The organism is Virgibacillus salexigens (genome assembly GCF_000723585.1).
Taxonomy (GTDB): domain Bacteria; phylum Bacillota; class Bacilli; order Bacillales; family Amphibacillaceae; genus Virgibacillus; species Virgibacillus salexigens.
Genome location: NZ_CCDP010000001.1, coordinates 1,983,997 through 2,005,903, shown reverse-complemented (window position 1 = coordinate 2,005,903; position 21,907 = coordinate 1,983,997). Strand labels below are relative to the sequence as shown.

At 36.0% G+C, this 21,907-nt stretch carries 24 protein-coding genes and 6 tRNA genes; 5 read left to right on the top strand and 25 right to left on the bottom strand.

Translation table 11 applies throughout. The features are described from left to right. Positions 1–45: 45 nt before the first annotated feature. The 7 genes from BN990_RS09375 to BN990_RS09345 form a co-directional block, all read right to left on the bottom strand. Positions 46–1,617 (bottom strand): rhomboid family protein, encoded by a 1,572-nt coding sequence (locus BN990_RS09375; protein WP_038243752.1) that lies wholly within the window; start codon positions 1,615–1,617, stop codon positions 46–48. Between the two features lie 112 nt (positions 1,618–1,729). Further along, a complete protein-coding gene (locus BN990_RS09370) occupies positions 1,730–1,921 on the bottom strand; it encodes a hypothetical protein (protein ID WP_021291117.1) in 192 nt (63 codons plus the stop codon). Positions 1,922–1,974: 53 nt separating this feature from the next. Further along, complete coding sequence (locus BN990_RS09365) at positions 1,975–2,544, bottom strand: 5-formyltetrahydrofolate cyclo-ligase (RefSeq protein WP_021291116.1); 570 nt, start codon at positions 2,542–2,544, stop codon at positions 1,975–1,977. 124 nt (positions 2,545–2,668) lie between these two features. Next, on the bottom strand, positions 2,669–2,818 hold the full coding sequence (rpmG, locus tag BN990_RS09360) for a 50S ribosomal protein L33 (protein ID WP_021291115.1): 150 nt from the start codon (positions 2,816–2,818) through the stop codon (positions 2,669–2,671). A gap of 163 nt (positions 2,819–2,981) precedes the next feature. Then, on the bottom strand, positions 2,982–3,161 hold the full coding sequence (tatA, locus tag BN990_RS09355; RefSeq protein WP_021291114.1) for a twin-arginine translocase TatA/TatE family subunit: 180 nt from the start codon (positions 3,159–3,161) through the stop codon (positions 2,982–2,984). 38 nt (positions 3,162–3,199) lie between these two features. Continuing rightward, a complete protein-coding gene (locus tag BN990_RS09350; protein ID WP_021291113.1) occupies positions 3,200–4,915 on the bottom strand; it encodes a GMC family oxidoreductase in 1,716 nt (571 codons plus the stop codon). Positions 4,916–4,942: 27 nt separating this feature from the next. Continuing rightward, entirely contained in the window at positions 4,943–5,698 is a 756-nt protein-coding gene (locus BN990_RS09345) for a gluconate 2-dehydrogenase subunit 3 family protein (protein ID WP_021291112.1), read from the bottom strand. Positions 5,699–5,809: 111 nt separating this feature from the next. Here BN990_RS09345 and BN990_RS09340 point away from each other — a divergent pair, with 111 nt between their 5' ends. Next, on the top strand, positions 5,810–6,499 hold the full coding sequence (locus tag BN990_RS09340; protein WP_021291111.1) for a hypothetical protein: 690 nt from the start codon (positions 5,810–5,812) through the stop codon (positions 6,497–6,499). Between the two features lie 75 nt (positions 6,500–6,574). Here BN990_RS09340 and BN990_RS21880 read toward each other — a convergent pair whose 3' ends face one another. Next, positions 6,575–6,751, bottom strand: a complete 177-nt coding sequence (locus BN990_RS21880; protein WP_021291110.1) for a YjzC family protein — start codon at positions 6,749–6,751, stop codon at positions 6,575–6,577. 193 nt (positions 6,752–6,944) lie between these two features. Here BN990_RS21880 and BN990_RS09335 point away from each other — a divergent pair, with 193 nt between their 5' ends. Then, positions 6,945–7,160, top strand: coding sequence for a hypothetical protein (locus tag BN990_RS09335; protein WP_021291109.1), 216 nt, complete (start codon positions 6,945–6,947; stop codon positions 7,158–7,160). Positions 7,161–7,182: 22 nt separating this feature from the next. Then, positions 7,183–7,716 (top strand): hypothetical protein, encoded by a 534-nt coding sequence (locus tag BN990_RS22925; protein WP_021291108.1) that lies wholly within the window; start codon positions 7,183–7,185, stop codon positions 7,714–7,716. Between the two features lie 37 nt (positions 7,717–7,753). Here BN990_RS22925 and phoU read toward each other — a convergent pair whose 3' ends face one another. The 12 genes from phoU to BN990_RS09270 all read right to left on the bottom strand — a co-directional run bounded on the left by phoU (position 7,754) and on the right by BN990_RS09270 (position 16,511). Beyond that, on the bottom strand, positions 7,754–8,410 hold the full coding sequence (gene phoU, locus BN990_RS09325) for a phosphate signaling complex protein PhoU (RefSeq protein ID WP_021291107.1): 657 nt from the start codon (positions 8,408–8,410) through the stop codon (positions 7,754–7,756). A gap of 239 nt (positions 8,411–8,649) precedes the next feature. Then, positions 8,650–10,734: a peptidoglycan D,D-transpeptidase FtsI family protein gene (locus BN990_RS09320; RefSeq protein ID WP_021291106.1), complete on the bottom strand. Its 2,085-nt coding sequence runs from the start codon at positions 10,732–10,734 to the stop codon at positions 8,650–8,652. 86 nt (positions 10,735–10,820) lie between these two features. Further along, positions 10,821–12,092 carry an MFS transporter gene (locus BN990_RS09315; protein ID WP_021291105.1) on the bottom strand — a complete coding sequence of 424 codons (1,272 nt, stop codon included), beginning with the start codon at positions 12,090–12,092 and terminating at the stop codon, positions 10,821–10,823. Positions 12,093–12,220: 128 nt separating this feature from the next. Further along, positions 12,221–12,832: a superoxide dismutase gene (locus tag BN990_RS09310; protein WP_021291104.1), complete on the bottom strand. Its 612-nt coding sequence runs from the start codon at positions 12,830–12,832 to the stop codon at positions 12,221–12,223. 157 nt (positions 12,833–12,989) lie between these two features. Further along, positions 12,990–13,065, bottom strand: a tRNA-Phe gene (locus tag BN990_RS09305). 50 nt (positions 13,066–13,115) lie between these two features. Beyond that, positions 13,116–13,208, bottom strand: a tRNA-Ser gene (locus tag BN990_RS09300). A gap of 12 nt (positions 13,209–13,220) precedes the next feature. Further along, a tRNA-Ile gene (locus BN990_RS09295) sits at positions 13,221–13,297 on the bottom strand. A gap of 22 nt (positions 13,298–13,319) precedes the next feature. Beyond that, positions 13,320–13,395, bottom strand: a tRNA-His gene (locus BN990_RS09290). Between the two features lie 21 nt (positions 13,396–13,416). After that, positions 13,417–13,493 (bottom strand) — tRNA-Met (locus BN990_RS09285). Positions 13,494–13,497: 4 nt separating this feature from the next. After that, positions 13,498–13,572, bottom strand: a tRNA-Asn gene (locus BN990_RS09280). Positions 13,573–14,033: 461 nt separating this feature from the next. Beyond that, positions 14,034–15,659: a Na/Pi cotransporter family protein gene (locus tag BN990_RS09275; protein ID WP_021291103.1), complete on the bottom strand. Its 1,626-nt coding sequence runs from the start codon at positions 15,657–15,659 to the stop codon at positions 14,034–14,036. 219 nt (positions 15,660–15,878) lie between these two features. After that, complete coding sequence (locus tag BN990_RS09270) at positions 15,879–16,511, bottom strand: NfeD family protein (RefSeq protein ID WP_021291102.1); 633 nt, start codon at positions 16,509–16,511, stop codon at positions 15,879–15,881. A 78-nt stretch (positions 16,512–16,589) separates the two neighbouring features. Between BN990_RS09270 and BN990_RS09265 the strand changes: the two genes are divergently transcribed. Then, entirely contained in the window at positions 16,590–16,919 is a 330-nt protein-coding gene (locus BN990_RS09265) for a hypothetical protein (protein ID WP_051739074.1), read from the top strand. A 27-nt stretch (positions 16,920–16,946) separates the two neighbouring features. Here BN990_RS09265 and BN990_RS09260 read toward each other — a convergent pair whose 3' ends face one another. Beyond that, entirely contained in the window at positions 16,947–17,321 is a 375-nt protein-coding gene (locus BN990_RS09260; RefSeq protein ID WP_021291100.1) for a hypothetical protein, read from the bottom strand. A 170-nt stretch (positions 17,322–17,491) separates the two neighbouring features. Here BN990_RS09260 and BN990_RS09255 point away from each other — a divergent pair, with 170 nt between their 5' ends. Then, positions 17,492–17,776, top strand: a complete 285-nt coding sequence (locus tag BN990_RS09255) for a DUF2624 domain-containing protein (protein WP_021291099.1) — start codon at positions 17,492–17,494, stop codon at positions 17,774–17,776. Positions 17,777–17,816: 40 nt separating this feature from the next. Here the strand turns inward: BN990_RS09255 and BN990_RS09250 are convergent, their stop codons facing one another. From BN990_RS09250 to BN990_RS09235, 4 genes are read right to left on the bottom strand one after another with little or no spacing between them, the layout of a single operon-like run. After that, on the bottom strand, positions 17,817–18,716 hold the full coding sequence (locus BN990_RS09250; RefSeq protein ID WP_038243748.1) for a deoxyribonuclease IV: 900 nt from the start codon (positions 18,714–18,716) through the stop codon (positions 17,817–17,819). A gap of 26 nt (positions 18,717–18,742) precedes the next feature. After that, complete coding sequence (locus tag BN990_RS09245; RefSeq protein WP_038243745.1) at positions 18,743–20,047, bottom strand: DEAD/DEAH box helicase; 1,305 nt, start codon at positions 20,045–20,047, stop codon at positions 18,743–18,745. A 19-nt stretch (positions 20,048–20,066) separates the two neighbouring features. Further along, positions 20,067–21,185 (bottom strand): Nif3-like dinuclear metal center hexameric protein, encoded by a 1,119-nt coding sequence (locus BN990_RS09240; RefSeq protein WP_038243742.1) that lies wholly within the window; start codon positions 21,183–21,185, stop codon positions 20,067–20,069. Then, on the bottom strand, positions 21,157–21,882 hold the full coding sequence (locus BN990_RS09235; protein WP_021291095.1) for a tRNA (adenine(22)-N(1))-methyltransferase: 726 nt from the start codon (positions 21,880–21,882) through the stop codon (positions 21,157–21,159). The genes BN990_RS09240 and BN990_RS09235 overlap by 29 nt, the downstream gene beginning before the upstream one ends. Positions 21,883–21,907: the final 25 nt, after the last annotated feature.

The window sequence follows — 21,907 nt, the reverse complement described above, 5'->3', positions numbered from 1 at the left end:
AAATGCGAAATGCCCACTAGCTTATTATGCTAATGGGCATTTCATTTAATTTGGTGCATTTCCTATAATTTGTTCGTAGAGGCTTTTGATATCTGGATCGTCAGGGTGCTTTTGGTATCCTTTCTTTATGATAGCTTCTGCCTTATTTCTTTCACCCCTGTTATCATACAAGATAGCTAAATTATGAAAAGCCTGCGGTAAACTCGTATCCAATTCAATACTTTTTTCTAAATCTTCAATTGCCTCTTGAGGCTGATTTAATTGAATATATGCATAGGACCGATGAAACAAAATAGCAGCATCTAGATCACCTTCACTATTTAAAGCCTGTTCACCTTGTGAAACAACTGTGTGGTAATCTTCTTGACCAATTAATCGTTCCATTTGCATCACATGATATACTTGATCATTTAAGTTATTACTAAAACCATATTGGATTATGCTAAAGATCAGTATAATATATACCATACATGCAGCAAGCTGCTTGAAGCGCTCTCTATGTTTTGGGAGATGAACAATTGCTGAAGCAATGAACCCTGTTACTAATCCACCTAAATGTGCTCCATTATCTATTTGTGGAACAACCAACCCAAAGACGACATTTATCCCAATTAAAATTAACACATTTGTACCCATCGTCTGAAAAAAGATTCTTCGATTATGTAGTCCAAAAAATAATAAAGCTCCGAATAACCCAAATAATGCTCCCGAAGCTCCTGCAGCTATACTCGGTGAAAATGCAAAGCTAGCTATTCCACCACCAATACCTGCTAAAAAGTAAATAACTAAGAAACGCCACGATCCGAAGATGCGCTCGACTAACGCACCTAAATAATAAACAGCAATCATATTCATTGCTAAATGCAGAAACCCAATATGGAGAAACATCGAACTAATAATTCTCCACCATTGGCCATCTTCAATCATTGCTGGATTGTATTTCGCTCCGAACTCTATTAAAGTATTCGTGTTATCACTGCCACCGCTTACTTCCATCCAGAGAAACAAGCTTATACATATAACTAATAGTATATAGGTAAATCGTGGCTTTCCAAAAGAAAAAACAGCTTGAGCTTGTTCCTTAAAATTAACAACACGTTGTTTAACATATGTTTTGTAATAAGATAATTGTTCTTCTTTTTCTTGCTCATCGAGGGATGTATCTTCTAACTCAATCGCCGGAAGGTCCATTTCGATAGCCTTTGTGATTCTGTCCATTTCATCATCATAACTGCTTTCAGAATTTCTTTTCGATAAATAATATACGTTCATCATCGTTGGTTTTTTTTCATTAAGTTGCATCGGTTTCTTTAATATTTCCCAATCATCTACTGGTGTATGCTCCGATATGTAAATATTATGTATGTTAATTGTTTTTGCTTGTAGCAATTTTTTCATTGCCTTTACTTTTTGAAACACAAGCGCTATATCTTTTTTTAAATGATTTTTCCAATCAAATCCTTTTGTTGTAAATCGAATTACTGTCGATTTACTCCCTTCATGTTGTTCCAACCATATCTCGTGTTCTTGTTCACTTACATATAATACATCATAATCCAGCTTGGTGATGAAGTGGTATGCAAGTTTGTACATTGTATATTGTTCATTGATATACATTTAAAATCTCCCCTTAGACTTTCATCATACCAAATCCCCTTAGACTTTTCTCTGATTATGATAAAAGAAGCTGTATATGCACAACTTCTTTTTCACTTAAGTCTCCGTTTTCTCAGGAAAGATTCTTCTTTTGAAACATTCCAGGTATCATATTTGTACGAATGGATGGTATATTCATCGAAAGATTCACTGCTAATTTTCTTAAAAACCCTATTGCTAATAATGTATTCATTATTCGAAAACGCCATTTATACAATAAGCTTACAGCAGCGATCATGCCTGACAATAAAAATAGAATACGCATTGTAACACCTCTTTTTTTCATGGTGTTATTAGTTATGAGCTTCCTTTTCAATTTTATTCATGACGGTTTGTAACGATTTCACTTTCTGTAATCAGTGTTTCAACTGGAAGATCAAATGGCTCTACAGGTATAACATCTACTAACTGCCTACTATGTAAAATAGATATGGTTTTATTAAAATACGCACTTAAGAGTCTATCATAATAACCACCACCAAACCCTATTCGATAACCAGCACGATTAAAGATAATTCCAGGAACTATTAATAATTCTATAGTATGAAGGTTTACTTCTTCCGTTTCTGCTAGTTTGGGCTCTAGTAAATGAGCATATGCCACTTCTAGTTGATCATATGCATAGAGTTGAAAAAACTTAAGGGCATTTTGTTGCGGAAAACATTTTGGTACACATACTCGCTTCTTTTGTTCCCAAGCGGTTTCAATAATTCGACGTGTATCCCATTCAAATGCTTGAGAAATGGTTATTCCAATTGAATTCGAATTTTTCCAAAGTTCGGTTTGGAAAAGATTGGTATGTAGCTTTGCTTCGATATCGTGACGCTCGTCTAAACCAATGGTTTTTAGATTCTTTATCATTTGTGCACGCAATTGATCTTTATTCATCTGTTCCCCACCTTTCCCTTATAAGAAACATAGCATAGGTAATGAGATCATAGTTAAAAGTTAATCATGATAGAACGTAAAATAAAACCCTTATCTAAAAAGATAAAGGCTTTTTTACAACTCATTATTTCGTTTCACGATGTAGTGTGTGTTTTTTAAGACGTGGACTGTATTTCATAAGCTCAATACGTTCAGGATTTGTACGTTTATTTTTCGTAGTAATATAATTACGATCTCCTGTTTCTGTACAAGCTAAAGTAATATTTACGCGCATGTTTTTCCCTCCAAACTTTACCTATATTGCTCCATAACCTGCGATTAATTCATTTCAGACTTAATTATAATATCAGATGTTTGTTAAACTATCAAGTAAGACAACAACTTTTATTCAAAATAAACCAAAAGCAGGCTGTCTATTCAGACAACCTGCTTTTGGTTTAGCTATTTTTTGACTCGGTAGACTCTTCATCACTCATTATTTCTTTGGTGGACTTCTTGAATTCAGCTAACGTCTTACCAATTGCCGATCCAATTTCGGGTAATTTCTTTGGACCAAATATGATTAACGTAATAATTAGAATGATAATCAAACCTGGTATTCCAATATTTGAGAGCATTTTTCCACCTTCTTTCTCTGGATCAACCTATTCTACCATCAGGCAAGTTGCCCACCGTTTTTGCTGTACTTGACAATTCCTTCAGCTGCACGGTAAGCTAAAGCACCAACTGTATCAGTTGGATTATAACCGCTATTATGTGGGAAAGAAGAAGCACCAACAACAAACAAATTATCCATATCCCACATCTGTGAGTAATTATTTACTGCAGATGTTTCTGGATCGCCCCCCATAATCACTCCACCGGTATTATGAGTTGTTTGATAGGTATTAATTTCATAAGGTCCTAATTCTTCCATTGCGTCAATTCGGTCTGCACCCATTTCTTTAAGAATTTCTTTTGCTTTCGTCGCAGTAAATTTCGCGAGTTCTCTATCTTGATCTTTGAAGTCATAAGTCATTCGAATCAACGGATCTCCAAATGCATCTTTATACATTGGGTCAAGATCCAAATAGTGTTGTTTAAAAGGCAGACTAGCTCCCATTGCTCCTATTGATAGCGTTTTATTAATATATTTCATTGAATTCTGTTTGAATTCTTTTCCCCAGGTTGGAGAATCAGCAGGAATAGGATTACTTTGGATCGGTCGCTTTCCAGTTTGAGTTAGCGATAAATATCCACCATGTAAAAAATTAACATCCGAATGATCAAAATTATCGCCATTGAAGTCATCAATTACCATACCTAAAGAACCAGCACCCGCAAAGTTATTAAACTTTTTATCCTCGAAGAATCCAGTTGCAGAACCTTTAATTATTTGATATGCATAATTTTTACCAATAACTCCTCTTCCGGTTGATGGATTATATGGACGACCAATTTCCGAGTTTAATAAGAGTTTTACGTTATTAAATACATAGCTTGTAAGTACCACCATATCAGCTGGTTGTTCAATTTCTTCTCCTGTTGTAACATCCGTATAGAGAACACCAGTCGCTTTACCATCCTTATGTAAAACTCTTCGTACCCAAGAATGCGTTCTTAAGTCGAATTTACCGGTGTTTTTAGCAATCGGAATAACGGTAACTACAGGATCTGCTTTTGCGCCGTATTCGCATCCAAACCGTTCACAAAAAGCGCAATATTGGCAAGCCGCTCTACTTATTCCATCTGGATTTGTATAATTCTCGGATAAGTTGGCAGACGGAATTGTATAAGGGTGATAATTTAAACTTTCCGTAGCTTGTTTAAACATTTTCATTTGTGGTGAATGCAACATCGGTTTCGTTGGATACTTATTTGAACGTTTTCCCCCTAACGGATTTTCTTCTCCTGAGATACCAGCCATTTTTTCAAATTTATCATAATATGGTTCAATTTCATCATAAGTGATTCCCCAATCTTGAATCGTCATATCTGCAGGGATCTTATCCTTTCCATAACGTTCGATGGTGCGAGTACGAATTTCAAAATCATACGGTAAAAACCGGAATGTCTGTCCATTCCAATGAACACCAGCCCCCCCTACACCATCTCCTAAGAGAAAAGAACCGTATTGACGCATCGGCAGCGCACGCATTTTTTCATTTCCTCGAAATGTTAATGTTTCTTTCGATAAATCGGACATTAATTCATAACGAATGGCATAGCGTAATTCATCATGCGCCATATAGTAATCTTCCGTCTCCCGTTCTTGTCCTTTTTCAAGACCAACGACATTTAATCCTTGTTTGGTTAGTTCAGAAGCTATAATACCGCCACCCCAACCAACACCAACGATTACTACATCTGTTTTTGGTAATTTCTTGACCATTCTTATCACCTCTCATTTCATTAATTCCTACATATGATCGCGAAGACTTCTAGGTTCAATTTGTTGGAATTCTTCACTTTCAATAACCTTTGTATAATTCATTTGGTCACCTGGATAATCCCTCATTTTCCAGCCTTCCATATTTCGATTACCCCCATACAGCGGATCGCTATAAACTCCTTCTAATGTCATACTTCTGAGCAGATTAAAAAATCCACTTGCTGAGATTGTTGTTAAATTTACATTATCCTCTGCAAAATCTGTTAGTACCGTATCTTGTTCTTCAGCAGTTAGATCCGTGAATCCTTTTTCGAATTTTTCATGACTATAATTCTGCATTTCACGAATACCGATTCGAAAGATTTCCCGGCGCTTTAATCTTCCCTGATACCCTTGTGTCTTCTCACCATGAAAGAATGGTGGGTTCATATAGTCTCTTGCATTAAAACCATAGGACCCAGCTAATTGATGATCAATATAAAAGGCAACTCCTAATGATTTAGCCCCTGGCCCAAGGTCATCTTCTGGAAATATCCGTTCAGTGGCAGCTTCAACTACTTGAAATTCCACTTGATTAAAGTTCATTAACGCTTGATTGAAGTTTTTCGTTTCATTAGCAGCTTGTTGTTGTTCTTTTTCCTCGTTCCCCCACGGGATAACGCTACCTAAAACTCCACCAACTGCTAAACCACCGACTGCAAAACCAGAATTTCTTAAAAACTTTCTTCTTGAAAGACTATCTTTGTCCAATTTTTCTTCTTCATTATGGTTATCTTCAGCCAAAAGACTCACCTCCTTAATTAGTAATCTTATTATGTCACCAAAAATAACCACTCATACATAAAAAAAATCGGGACATAATATTCATAAATCTTATATATGGAGGATAGGTCTATGAAAAGAAAATGTAACAGAATGATGTTGTTTCTCTTTTTAATAACTGCAGCATTATTAACTGCATGTACAGATAATAATGATGGTGCCATCGGTGATACTGATAACACGAATGATATGAATATGGCTAATGTTTCAGACCATGCAAACAATGATAATGTAAACGATCCAAATATTATCCCTAGTGAAACAAGCGATAAAACGAGAACAACAAATAAAAAAGGGACAACCTACAGTGGAATGGGACAGAATCTTTACAGTTCCATCGGAAGTTCAGGGATTCACGAGGGTGGCGTTTCTTCCTTTTTTGAATCTATATTAGAAAGCGAAGGAATTACTGGAGTAAAAGTATTCGTTGTTGACGATTCCGTCGTATTGGCTAGAGATGAAGAAGCTACTACAAGCCATCAATATGACAATATGCAAAAGGATGTCTTAAGTGGAACGGATGGTTTGTCTTCCAAGGGTGAAACGAAAGACGTTGAAAACAACACAAGCGGTAATTCAGGTGACAACCTTGAACAAGCCAAACAAAAAATGAATACACTTTTTAATGGTGATGTAAAGATCTTAACAGCAACCGAACCTGGTGCAGTAGACTTAATTGAAAGCATTAAAAGTAATATTATGGATGGTGCTTATCAAAAGGCATCCGATCAATTATTAGAACTATTAAATAAAACAGAATAAATCCAATCATAAATTACCCCCCTGCTCTACAAGTCAGGGGGGTAATTTTCGTATGATCCACTTTATGTGTATCCGTTAATTTTTATCATAGGTCCAGACACGATTGTGATTCGAAGTTTGAGGAAATTTTTCACCAGCTTTTAGTTTTACCATTTTCGGCTCATTCACACTACTACCTGTCTCACCAATTTCGATATAGACACCATTATTTGGCGCCTTTTGTCCAACGCGAAAGTGGCTATATTCGCCCATTTAAAACACCTCCACTAAGTCGCTATACAAAACATATTCTTTACGGAATTATCCCAAATATACTATCGGTGATAAGAAAATCAAAAATAACTTGGGACTATTCGATTAATTTCGCCAAAATTTTATCTTTGACCATGGCTTTTATACCTTGTTTTATGTTATAACTATTATTGAATACGAAGGAGGTAGTCACATGATATATGCAATTATTTCCATTATTGTCATGGGAATTGTTTTACTTGCTATATCCTTTTTCATGAATGACCGAATTGAAGAGGTTGAAAGTCAGCTAGAACAGTTTTCAATTACAACAATGCAAGATACATATCAAATGAAAAAAAAGATAAAGATCTTGGAAGAAGAATTGCTTACAGAAGATTTTACTGACGAGCGAGTAGAAAATAAATAGTTGGATAGAGGGAGAAAATCAAATGAAACAACCTATACGTATGTTTGGAATCGGCCTTCTTACAGCTGGTGTGATCATGCTTGGGACATACTTTTTCTTTAGCGGTTCTGTAAATACCGTTGACAATTTAACTAATGATGAATTGGTTTCCATTATCGAAGAAAAAGGATACCATGTCTTGTCTAATTCCGAATACATCGCTGCATCCGTTAATGAATCATCAGCCCAGTCGGAAGAATCTAAAGAAAACAATAAGAACGCTGAATCTGACAACAGTTCCACTGATCAAGAGAAAGAAGACGAGGACAGTGCTAATGATAAAGAGAAGGATCAAGCAGAAGAAGACAAGCCCAAGACTTATACATTACATATTGAAGAAGGAATGGCTTCCTCTGATATAAGCTCTTCACTAGAAGAAAATGAAATCATCGATGATTCAAGTGAATTTAATGATTACATGGAAGAGAACGATTATAGTTTACGGGTACAATTAGGGGAGTTCGAGGTAAACAGTGACATGAGTTTGTATGAAATCGCCGAAGCCATTACTAGATAAAAAGCTAAAAAGCAGTATATACTGCTTTTTAGCTTTTTTAATTCAGATTAAAATTTTGACCTTTAACTAAATATAAAATATTTTCCCCAATATTGGTTATATGATCAGCAAATCTTTCTAAATACCTTGCACAGAATGAAACTTGCATAATGTATTGAATCATATCAGAATTTGTGGCAGTTTCCCCTAATAATTCGCTAATCATTAGCTTATTTTGTCGATCCACTAAATCATCCATTTCTGCTAATTGACCTGCAAGCATAATATCCTCTTTTGTAAAAGCCTCTATAGCAGTATGAAGCATCTTTACAATTGATTCACGCATGACATTAATCCTATCTGGAATAATTCTTATCTCATTTACTCCGAGATGTATGGTTGACCTAGCAATATTTTTTGCATTATCGGCCATTCTTTCTAAATCTGTTGCAATCTTTAAGGCAATAATTAAACGTCTTAAATCTGTAGCCACAGGCTGTTGTTTCGCAATTAAAAGGATTGTTTGATCGTTAATCTCTAATTCTTTTTTATCAACCCATTTATCGTCTTCAATTATTTGCTCAGCTAACTTGATATCTTGGTTGTATAATGCTTCTACTGATTGATTTAACGCATGTTCTGCTTGATTAGCAAGATCTATAATTGCTTGATTAATTCCCTGCAATTCTTGGTGAAACTGTTCTCTTGTTTGCATATGTCCCCCTCCAATCCTTTACTTTTAATATTAGAATAACAGAGTACTATAAATTAATGATTGGCCGCATGTTAAGTTTTTGTAAATTTTATTCAAACATTATACAAGCTTTTTCGGAGAATCGCTTCAAAAAACAGAAAAGTCTGTTCGTGGAAACATAGGTGGAAACATAGCATGAACGATACCAACCAATTCATCATAAAAAGCCGTTGAGGTATACTCAACGGCTTCTCTATTTTTTAATCGTTTTGTTTTTCTTTTTCTTCATCACGTTCTTCTTTTATATCGAAATATGCATCCATAATTCTTGAACTAATCTGATGGTTAATTTTGTACGTATTACCCAAACCAGTATTTGGCGCAATAACCGCGAATGCAATCTCCGGTTCTTCATAAGGTGCATACCCAATTAATGACAAGTTCTCTGTTTCCGCAACTTCTTTGCCATTTTCATATATTGCATTCTCAGCTGTTCCGGTTTTACCAGCTGGGTTATAGTCCTTACTAGCGTAATATCTAAATCCAGTTCCGCCCTGTTCTTGGAAAACTTGGCGAAAACCTTCTTGAACGCGTTCGAGATAAGATTGATCCATTTGTACACGATTTAATACTTCTGTGTTTTCACTTCGATAGACGTTACCTAATTGTTCGTCTGATTTTCCTGGGTTACGAATCTCTTTTAAGAAATGAGGACGGACTCTGTATCCGTCATTTGCAATTGTCGAAACGTACTGAGCTAATTGCATGGTCGTATACGTATCATACTGGCCAATTGCAAAGTCCATTAAAAGCCCGGCACGATTCATAGATTCACCTTCATAACCGATTGCCTCATAAGGAAAATCAATTCCTGTTTTAACCCCTAAGCCAAATTGTTGGAAATAATTACGCATTTCTTGCCACGCCGCAGTATTAAATGAAGCTTTACCATTATTAGGGAAAGGATAGCGATTCTCTCCACCCATTTTTAAGGCAATATAAAACATATATACGTTCGATGAACGTTTTAATGCAGCTTGATCATCCACCGTGCCAATCGCACTCGTATGCGATCTTTTTGGTGGTGTACCTTTTATCTTAATGGGTGAATCATTAAAGGTTTGTCCTGGTGAAATAACGCCTGATTCTAATCCAGCTAACACTGTAGCTCCTTTAACGACAGATCCAGGACGGTGGCTATCGTATAATGCTTTATAAGCCGTATTGGAATATTCGTTTCCATCCCTTGTTTGTCCACTTACCGCTAGCAGCTCACCTGTATTAGGATCGAGAACAACAGCAAGTGCATCCGTTAAATATTTGTTTTCGTAAGGGTGTTGTTTATACGCTGCTTGCAACTCTTCCCTTACAATTTTATCCACTTCTTGCTGGAATTCCATATCAATTGTTAGTACGAGATCCTTGCCTCTACTACCCTCTACTACTGTTTCCGTCCCAACAACCTTACCTGACTTTGTAGTTGTGTATTGAATTTGTTCTTTTCGACCACGCAATACATCTTCATAATATTCTTCCAGTCCACTTTTCCCTACACGGTCATTTCGACTATATCCTCTAGTTAAGTAATATTGTTCTTTTTCAGCAGGTATTCCTTGCTCTTGTGTAGTAATTGAACCAAGTAAGCTGTTGATGGATTCACCGAATGGGTAATCGCGATTCCAGTCAGTAGTTGCATTCACGCCAGGTAAAACACCTAAGTGCTCCGAAACCTGAGCATACTCTTCAGCAGTGACATCCTCATTCTTAACAATTTGTGGCGTTAACGAGTAAGCTTTGTCTAGCTCTTTCTTTATTGCTATTACTTCTAGTTGTTGTTTAGAGAAATTAGCTATTTCTTCTTCCGTAATTCGTTCTAAGATGGTGTTGTATTGCTCTGCGTTGTCTAAATCTGCAGCCTCTTCTTCAGATAGTCGACTATCCGCCTCTTCCTTGTTCTTCAAATACCAGTATTCTTTTTTATTTCTTTCTGTAATACCTTTTAGATAATCTTCGCTATCCATGGAAATAAACTCAGCTAGTTTTTCAGCTACTTCCAAGCGATCTTCTGCTTGCGTCCCTTTAGCTGGAGTATATGTAATCGAATATTGTGGTTTATTATCGACAACGACATTGTGTTTACTGTCATATACTTTTCCACGTGGTACAGGTATTTTGGTAGTATCCTTTACTGTTCGATCGATTTCTTCTTGAAAAGCTTCTCCATTTAAAATTTGTACAACACCAAGTTGTAAAATTAATACAGTAAACATTAGAAAAATCACAAAGAATAGTATGTTAATTCGAAAGGGAAGTTGCGCCTTTTTCTTTCTTTTCTTATTACTCATTACCTCTCCCCCATGAGAAATTGATCTTGCTGTAGCATGTAATCCAAAAATAATTATACCATTTTTTTTATGATTATTTCACCCATTTACCTATTTTTTTCGTCAGCTAATTGTTCTTTAATTGGTACTTCTTTTTTTGGTTCACTTCCTAAATAAATATTTTTAACGATAAGATAAATAATGATATGTCCAGCGCCAAAGATCGCTAATAAATATGGAATAGATTGTTCAGCTGGAAAGAGACTAGTTACAATCAGAAATGTTGTAATCGAGATAATTCTACCCAGATTTACAAATAACTCACGGACAACAATATATTCTACTCGTAGGTCCCTCGCTTTCCAAGCCTTTCCAATTACATCATAAGTTAAAGATACATACGGAATCGTAATGATTGGATAAGCTAGTCCAATACAAACTGCGTAAATGATCAGTTGGATATAACTAATCTCGAATAAAATGATAGCAATGGAAAAATAAAGAATTAAACTTCCAATTAGAATAGATTTTTTTCGCATGGTAGGTTTTATAACCTTGGTTCCAATAAAATAAAAAATAAGAGACATCCCAGAAAACACTAAATTGAACATTCCCAGTGAAAACTCACTATTTGTAATTAAAAACACCCAAATGGAGATAACAAAGGCAAATATTCCTTCCCTTAGACCCTGAAATATATGTGCATTTAGTATTCGGTTCCAGTTTTTATTATTTGAACGTTCGGCTAACACGCTACGGAAATAAAAGCTCCCCTCTGCTTTTCGACTTGCTAAAAAGAAACTACAAATAACTGCACAAATAAACATGATAAATGAGATAGTGAAAATAACAGTATAACCAATATTTGCTTCCATTTTTGCAATGATGGTCCCAGCTAACAATGGACCTATCATACCGCCGAAAGATTGTAACACACCTAAAAACCCATTAAAGAAATCTCTTGTATCTGGTTCTGTAATTTCAAAGGTAAGCACATTAAACGCAAGCCAATAAAAACCATATCCTATTCCCAATAAGCTCCCTAGCATAAAGTTAAAATAAGATGCCTTATCTGCAATAATTAATACGCTCAAAAAAAAGAGAGATAAAAAAATTACCCCTAAACGTAAGACAATAACCCGATCCACTCTCTTCGCTAACTTGCCGGCGAGAATAAACGTTAGCGGTTGAAATATATATATAGCTAAATTATAAACAGCAATCGTCGTGAAATCTTCCGATTGCTTCCATAAATAAACATTAACAAATGTATTTGATAAGAATATTCCTAATGAATATAAACCACCTATTACAAGTAAAAATATGAGATCTTTATTAATATCCATTTTTGCTTGGTTCAATGAAAGACTTTTTCGCATAATCCATACTCCTTTTTCGTTCCTTATTAGTGTGAGCAAATGAGTGGAGGATATGCAAAGAAGCTCAAACAAAACACAAAAAAGCATGTGAAGAAAACCTTCACATGCCTTTATCTCACTGAAATATATTATTTAGCTTCGTTATAATTTTTTGCTACCTGATCCCAATTAACTACATTCCAGAAAGCGGAAACATAGTCTGGACGTTTATTTTGATATTTTAGGTAGTAAGCATGTTCCCAAACATCAAGACCTAAAATAGGCGTTTTTCCTTCCATTAATGGAGAGTCTTGATTTGGCGTACTCATAATTTCTAAGTCGCCATTATTTAATACTAGCCATGCCCAACCAGAACCGAACCGTCCTGTTGCAGCATTTCCGAATTCCTCTTTAAACTTATCAAAACTGCCAAATTTAGTATCAATTTTCTCAGCAAGTTCTCCTGTTGGTTCACCGCCACCATTTGGAGATAAGATTTTCCAGAAAAGGCTGTGGTTTGCATGTCCCCCACCATTATTACGTACTGCAGTACGTGAACTTTCTGGTACAGCATCTAAATTACTTATTAGATCCTCTAACGATTTATTTTGAAGGTCTGCATGTCCTTCCAAAGCACCATTTAATTTCGTTACATACGTATTATGATGCTTTGTATGGTGAATGTTCATGGTTTCTTTGTCAATTGTAGGTTCTAGTGCATCGTAAGCGTATGGTAGTTCAGGTAATTCAAATTTTGCCATTTTTCCTTCCTCCTCTAATAAATCTTTTTATTAAAAAGGATTGAATATTCACCCTTTTAATGCAAGGGTATCAAAGCTCCTCTATCGATGCAAATTATATGCATTTATTACCAACTATTCGACAAATAAAAAAACAAGCCAGTTGCTTGTTATAAAATGGTGGCTCGGGACGGAATCGAACCGCCGACACAGGGATTTTCAGTCCCTTGCTCTACCGACTGAGCTACCGAGCCTTTACTAAATTTTGAATCTTCATTATCACTGTTTTGCTAGTAATTATGTATGGAGGAGGTAGAGGGATTCGAACCCCCGCGGGCTGTTACACCCCTGGCGGTTTTCAAGACCGCTCCCTTCAGCCAGACTTGGGTATACCTCCGATAAGAATGAATGGTGGACCCTGCAGGACTCGAACCTGCGACCGATCGGTTATGAGCCGATAGCTCTGACCAACTGAGCTAAGGGTCCTTTGCTATTATTCATTTTTAAATGGGGCGACCGGTGGGGATCGAACCCACGGATGCCGGAGCCACAATCCGGTGCGTTAACCACTTCGCCACGACCGCCATACGATAGTTTATAAATAATGGTGGCGGCGGAGGGGATCGAACCCCCGACCTCACGGGTATGAACCGTACGCTCTCGCCAGCTGAGCTACACCGCCACAATGGCTCCACAGGTAGGATTCGAACCTACGACCGATCGGTTAACAGCCGATAGCTCTACCACTGAGCTACTGTGGAATATTGTTATATCAACTATCTAGTAATTATAGCGACAAGATATAATTTACCATGTTCTACATCTTCTGTCAATGTTTTTTTTATTTCATGCATTCGATATATTATGTAAATGCCGTTGTTAAAACGACAATATTTACTATAGCATCTTCTATTTAGGATTTCAATACAAAATTTAAATTTAGAAAATTTTTATTTTAAATCACCTCCATATTTCATTAACTTATTTATTCCTAAATAATACCATTCCTCTTTTCTCTCAACAAATAAGAAGTTCCGGCTGGTGGAGCTATGTATCGGCTTTCCTTATTTGTCTGACATCTTTAATACAAGATACCTTCAGCGTAAAGTAAATAAACAGTGATTTTGTTATACATAAATAAGAAGGCTGTCGAGACATTAGTCTCGACAGCCTGGAGGCAAATCCGGATCATAAGATCATAAAAGATCCTCTGCCTGTTTATCTATTCACCCAATACTTCTTCAGCAATATTTACAGCATGGTCACCGATTCGTTCTAAATTACTTATAATATCGACAAAAACGATACCTGCTGATCCCGTGCATTTGCCTTCATTCATACGAATAATATGCTTCTTACGGAAATTACGTTCCATTTTATCAATTTGATCTTCTTTCTGGATTACCGCAAGCGCCTCTTCTCTATCCATATCCTGAAGTGATTTTACAGCTTGTTTTACGGTTGAAATAGTTAACTCGAACATTTCATTTAGATCTTCGTGAGCTTTGTCCGTTAAATGTACCTTATTCGACATTTTATAATCAATTAATTCTACAATATTCTCAAAATGATCCCCAATTCGTTCTATATCTCGAACCGAATCTAATAATGCTGAATGTTTGGCACTATCTTGTTCGGAAAGTGACTCAGCTGAAAGCTCTACTAAATAATCCGTAATTTTTCGATCAAGGCTATTTAAAGCACCTTCTATCTGTAATGCCATCTCCGAATGTTTTGATGTTTGTGTATTAAGATATTTATTTGTTTCTTCAAGACCCTTGTACGCATACTCACCCATGCGAATAACTTCAGATTTAGCTTGATCTAAAGCTAGGGACGAAGATTGCTGGATAAATATCGGATCTAAGTGTTGTGGTTTATATTCTACTACAGTATCTTCGCCTGGGATTATTTTTGTTACTAACCATGCAAAAGCACCGATGAATGGAAATTGAATAATTGTATTTGTAATATTAAAGCTTCCGTGTGCAAAGGCGATCGTCATTTCTGGATTTAAATTAAACTGTCCTTGTAAAAATTCAACAAATTGTGAGAATAATCCTAGTAATAGCAACCCGATCGTTGCACCTATTAAGTTAAAAATAACGTGCGTATATGCTGCTCGTTTTGCAGCAACTGTTGCACCAATTGATGCTAAAACAGCAGTAATGGTAGTACCAATATTATCACCAAATAATACAGGCACAGCTGCTTGTAGATCAATAGCACCTTGCGCAAACAAACCTTGCAAGATTCCAATTGTTGCACTAGAGCTCTGAACAATAACTGTAAATACTGTACCGATAACAACACCTAGTACAGGATTATCACTCATGCTTACCGTAAGTTCATGGAAAGCCTCTAAACTACGTAATGGCTCCATTCCGCTACTCATTAATTCAAGTCCGAAAAATAAAGCACCAAAGCCAAATACACCTTGTCCAACAGCACTAACTTTCTGATTTTTAAAGAAAAATAATAGGAAACACCCAACTGCGATAATTGGTAGAGCATACTCCCCAATATCAATACCTATAATAAATGCAGTAACCGTTGTTCCAATGTTAGCACCCATAATGACACCGATAGCTTGTCTCAACGTCATAAAGCCTGCGTTAACAAGTCCAACGGTTAAAACAGTTGTCCCGGAACTACTTTGAATCAATATCGTTACAATAATCCCAGCAAGTACTCCCATAAATGGGTTGCTCGTAAATCGATCTAAGATATTTCTAAGACGATCTCCGGCTGACTTTTGTAGACCTTCACCCATATATTTAATACCTAGAAGAAAGATCCCTAGTCCACCTATAAATTCAAATATCAGTGTTTGCACATCAATTTCCAAAATATATACCTACCCTTCATTCATGTTGAATCATGTCGCACCATATCAATATTAAGTATACATAAACTTTTTGTAAAGGTTTATCGAGTATATTTAACATTAAATTTACATTCGAGTCACACTTATTATGTACGAGCTGATTTTAATCATTCCAGATAGGATAAAGAACAAACAAAAAGATAATCGAATTCACTTCGATTATCTTTACACATGAAAGCATTAGCTATTTTTTGGTTCAACAAGGATTTTTGTTCCATCAACTTGAACGACTCTAATTGTTGTGTTTTTGGGAAGCCACTGCCCATTCGAAACCGCGCTATAATCTTTTTCGGCTATGCGAATTGTCCCAACAGGGCGTAAATCTGTTAACGTAACACCTTCTTGATTAACTAATGCTTCATATGTGCTATTTAATGAATTATATCCTGCTTCCTTTGTTAATTGATCTTTTAGGGTAATTTTATTCCACATGTCTCTACGTTTAAATACTTTTAAGAATAAGAAGGAAGCACCAGTCCCAACTAATACACCTAAGACAGCATACAAACCAGCTGCTAAATTCGGTGCAGGTAGTGCTACAGCTGTTAACATGCTGGCTAAACCTATCGTAGCTAAAGTACCATCATTTAATAGTTTGCCATCGATAACAATAAGTAATAATCCGATAAAATAAATAATAACCATAATAATAATCGAGCTTGTTTCAACATATGCACCAAAGTACACGGTAATAAATCCGATACCTAATAAAGCGAATAATCCACGCATATTAACCAAAACTTCACCAATTAAAAATAATGTTGCAAATCCGGTTATAACAAGCCCTATCCAATCCATTTCTAAAAGCGCCAAAGAATTTCCCCCTCTCACCTTCTCCCTAATATATACGTTTTACAACGGAGAATTGTTTCATTATAAGGAGTAGATCTTATGTATATATTGAAGAAATTAGCTATATGGTTACTTATTATACTGATGTTATCCATTACTTATAAAGATATTTCTAATATTTCAATAACAAACGATGGCCCGCAATTAAAGCAGCAGAAAGAGCAACCGATATTCTCATCATACCATGTCATAACGAAAAAAGTCCAAGCGGGTGAGACTGTCCTTTCAATAATGGAGGAGATTAACCAATCAAAGTTGAATCACTTAAATATAGAGAAAATCATCCAGGATTTTCAAACCGTTAATCCCCATACTGATCCATTCCGTCTCGAAGTTGGAAAATATTACTATTTCCCTGCCTATGAATAAAAAAAGGGGCTGATGACAGCCCCTTTTCTAGACGAAAGGTAATACAAACAAGGTAATTAATATAGAAATTGCCCCTGCTGCTATCGCTATATTTCCTAATGTGTCTGCTCCTCGGCTACGGGACATAAAGCCAAGAATGATCCCTGCAGCTCCAAATATTACTGGCCAAATAAAGAAAGAAATAACGGATAAAGCAATCCCTATCCAGCCAAATGTTGTATTTACATCATCGTCCCCTGCTACATCGGGCTCATAATTATCTGCTGTCATTTCAGCAGCGAATTCCTCGTCACGGGAACTATCTGGCTCAACCCCAACAAAATCTTGATTTTTTCTTTGTTCACCATGATTCGGTGCTTTTTCAACATCTTTCATTCCATTGCGACCTGGATATTGATTCATGAAAGAGACCTCCCTTTTCTTATATTGAGGTGCATCTTTAGCTTATGGAATTTCATCATTTTTAATGGTGTAAGTTAATGGAAGGGAAAAGTTTACCTCAGACAAGATTATTTTTTCTGCTTTGCTGCATATAGTACATTACAATACTTAAAAAGGGAGTAAGTGAATACATGTCCAATTTTCTTAAGGAAATGATTCAAAAAAAGCTCTCACAATTATCTGCAGATGAGCTTTTACACTATGCAGGACAATACGGTTTTTCATTAGATGCCAGGGAAGCGCAGCAAATTGTCATGTATGTGAAACAAAACAACGTGGATCCTTTTTCGGCAAATGGCAGGGAAAAAATGTTAAGGGAATTAGCAAAAATCACTGATATTCAGACAGCCAAAAAAGCGCAAAAACTTTTTAATGAACTCATTCAATCCTATGGACTAAGTCATCTTTTTGAATAGGAATAATACGAAATACTCGTATTATTCCTTCTTTTTGGACTTATTTTTCCCCTTGAATGATTTTTTCTTTCAAATCTGAATCGAAATCACCTTTTTTAATCATGTCAATTTCAAATTTGTAAGGTGCCTTTTTATTTTTTTTATCTTCTCCGACATATGGAGTTTCTAATATTTTTGGCAACGGTTCTAATTGAGGATGATTAATCACGTATAAAAGTGCTTCAAATCCGATATGACCAAAACCAATGTTTTCATGACGATCTTTATGTGCACCTATTTCATTTTTGCTATCATTTACGTGAACCACTTTAATACGATCAATTCCAACTATTTTATCAAATTGATCAAGTACGCCATCAAAATCATTTACAATATTATAGCCACCATCATGAATATGACACGTATCCATGCATACAGATAATTTTTCGTTATGCGTTACGCCATCAATTATTTTTGCCAGTTCGTCAAATGTTCTTCCAATTTCTGAACCTTTACCAGCCATTGTTTCTAAGGCAATTTGTACATCTTTATCTTTCTCTAGTACTTCATTTAGGCCTTCAATAATTCGCTTAATCCCTTTATCGGCACCTTCTCCTACATGTGATCCTGGATGCAACACGATTTGTTTAGCACCAATTGCAGCTGTCCGGTCAATTTCATTCCGTAAAAAATTAACCCCAAGTTCAAAGGTTTCAGGTTTAACTGTATTGCCAATATTTATTATATAGGGCGCATGGACAACAATATCGCCAATACCATTTTCCCTCATATGTTCTATACCACGCTCAATATTTAATTCTTCAATTGGCTTTCTCCGTGTATTTTGAGGAGCCCCTGTATAAATCATGAATGTATTTGCACCATAGGAAGCAGCTTCCTCCGATGAACCCTGCAGCATTTTTTTACCACTCATTGAAACATGAGATCCGATCTTTACCATGCCTAATCACCTCTCCAGTATATCAATTATTTTTTATATTTTTTCTTTTTTAATTGTTTTTTAATTGCTTCTTGCTGCTTCTTCATTTTTTTCTTATAACCTGGTTTAACCTTCGTTGTCTTTTTCACACGTTTCCACGCTTCTTTATCAGCATTGGTAGCATTTCTTCCTCGGACAGTGCGTTGGTTCCAAGGCTTCGCTTCATGCCACGTCCCATTACGTACGTCTGTATACATAATAGGTAAGCCTTTTTGCTCGAGTCTATTAATAAGTAATTCATCTTGCTCTCGGTATATGCTTATAGCAGTACCTTCCATTCCGGCTCTAGCAGTCCTGCCAACACGATGAATATAAAAATCTGCTTCTTTAGGCAATTGAGCATTGATAACATGACTCACACCTTTGATATCTATCCCTCGAGAAGCCAAATCGGTTGCAACAATATATTGATAACGGAGATTTTGAATCTCCTTTAACATACGTTTCCTTTCGCGCGGGGACAAGCCACCATGGATAAGACCATTAGGTATGCCTTTTTCCTGTAGCACAGCGGATAATTCGTTTGCCTGCTCTTTGCCATTGGTAAAGATAATGGCCAAGTAAGGATTTATGGCCTTCGATATTTCATATATAATCGAAGCCTCGTCCCGATGTTTTAAAGCAATTAATCGATGTTCCATTGTTTCAGGAGAGAAATGATCCTCTATTTTTACATATACCGGATGTTCTAAATACTTTTTGAAAAAATGCTGTAATCGCTGTGGAATGGTAGCTGAAAAAACAAGTAATTGAACAGATGGATGAGAGCGCACTAATAATTGGTCGACTTCATTGATAAATCCTAAATCAAGCATCAAATCTGCTTCATCGATAACAAATGAGTTAGCAGAGTAAATGGAAAGAGCTTCTTCTTTTACCATATCAAGAATTCGCCCAGGGGTACCAACAATAATATGAGGCGGTTCTTTTAATTTTTCCATCATCTTTTGCTTATCTGTACCACCAATTAGCAACTTAGCCTTCCATTGCTTTTCGGCATACGTAATTATCTTTTTGACCTCATCAAATAACTGTGTGGCTAACTCCCTTGTGGGCACTGTTATAACCAATTGCACCTCACTTTTGTCATCGCTAATCTGATTCATTAATGGAAGTAAAAAAGCATGTGTTTTACCAGAACCTGTTCGCGATTGACCAATTACACTCTTTCCTTCTAATATTGCTGGAATAACCTTTCTTTGCACTTCAGTAGGTGTTTGGAATTCCAACTTTTCAATAACTGATTCCATTATTGGTTGAAGTTTAAATTCCTTAAAATCATCTTTATTCATTTTCGTACTCCTTTTCTACTTACATAAACTGAAATGGATCTGTATTCGTTGTTGAAGTTATTACTTCAATCCCCATATCTTTAAACCTGTCATTCAAATAATTTTTAACAGCATCTTTCATTATTTTTTCTGCATAATGACCCGAATCAATAACTGCCAATCCGATTTGCCATGCATCTTGTGCTATATGAAACGTCATATCCCCAGTTATATAAACATCTGCTCCTTTTAATTTAGCCTGATGAATATATTTTTCGCCACTTCCACCAAGAATAGCAATTGTTTTTACCTTTTTATCTAAATTTCCAGTTACGCGAACATTTTCCATTTGAAACGCGGATTTCACTTTTTCTACAAAATCCCTTAACACCATCTTTTCTTCGAGATGACCAACACGTCCAAGTCCCATAGTCTCTCCTTTATTTCCTAATGAGTATATATCATAAGCCGCCTCTTCATATGGATGTGCATCTATCATTTGCTCAAGCACAGAAGATAATTTATGCTCTTCTACAATCGTCTCTAATTTAGCCTCTTCTACTTTTTCAAGTTGATTCGTATTTCCGATAAAAGGATTTGTACCTTCGAGCGGTTTAAAAGTACCTTGACCATGACTGTGAAACGTACAATGACTATAATTGCCAATATGCCCAGCTCCCGCCTTGCTTATCGCTTCTCTGACTTGATCGATATGGGATATTGGTACATAAACAGCCAATTTAACTAGGCTCTTCGATTGTTCATCTACTAATACACGACTAGACGTTAAACCAATGGCATCAGCGAGTTGATCATTTACCCCTCCAATTGCTGCGTCTAAATTTGTATGGGATGCATATACAGTTATACCATGGTTCACTAATTTTTGCATGATTTTGCCTGAAGGTGTATCCATATTTAACTGCCGCAATGGTTTGAATAGTAATGGATGGTGAGCAATAATTAAATCAACATGTTTTTCAATTGCTTCGTCAACGACATTTTCTAAAACATCCAATGTAATCATAATTTTGCTAACAGGTTTATTGTAAGCTCCAACTTGTAACCCAACATTATCCCAATCATAGGCAAGATAGGTAGGGGCAAGTGCCTCCATTTCTTTAAAAATATCACGATTTGTCAATTGAATTTGTTTCATTTGTAACCTCCGCAATCCATTTTTTCTCTTGTAAGAATTGATTTATCTTTAATTGATCCGATTGCTTTGCTTGTTTCATTTGCTGAATAACACGCTCTAATTTTTTTGCTTCGGCCTTCCATTTTTTATAAAACGCATAAGGTTTCTTGAGAAGGAGAATTGGTCCGAATAATAATTGTTGTTCATCCAATGTTGCAGGTGTAGAAGGATTGGCATTCCATTCTGATTTGATAATTTCATAAAAATGTCCATTTTCTTCAACTAAATCTTCATCTGTAATTGTATATCCATTGGTAATTAACCATATACGAACTGCACGAGCATCGACATTTGGTTGAGCAATAATTTGGTCGGTAATTTCCAATTTATCCTTTCCTTCATTCAATATACTCTTGATTAATGAACCACCCATACCAGCAATAACCACTTGTCTAGCTTCTTGATGATATAATACATGAAGACCATTTCCTAATCGAACATCAATCTGATCTTCAAGATTGTGACTCTTTACCGTTTCTACCGCACTCCTATATGGACCTTCATTAACCTCACCTGCTATTGCCTTCGCTGTTTGATCATTTTTACAAACATAGCAAGGTAAATACGCATGATCCGAACCAATGTCAGCAAATACAGCCCCTTTAGGTAAGAAAGAGGCTACTCGTTTTAATCGTTTTGAAAGCTTTACATCTGCCATTATTTCCTCCACATTTCTCTATTTA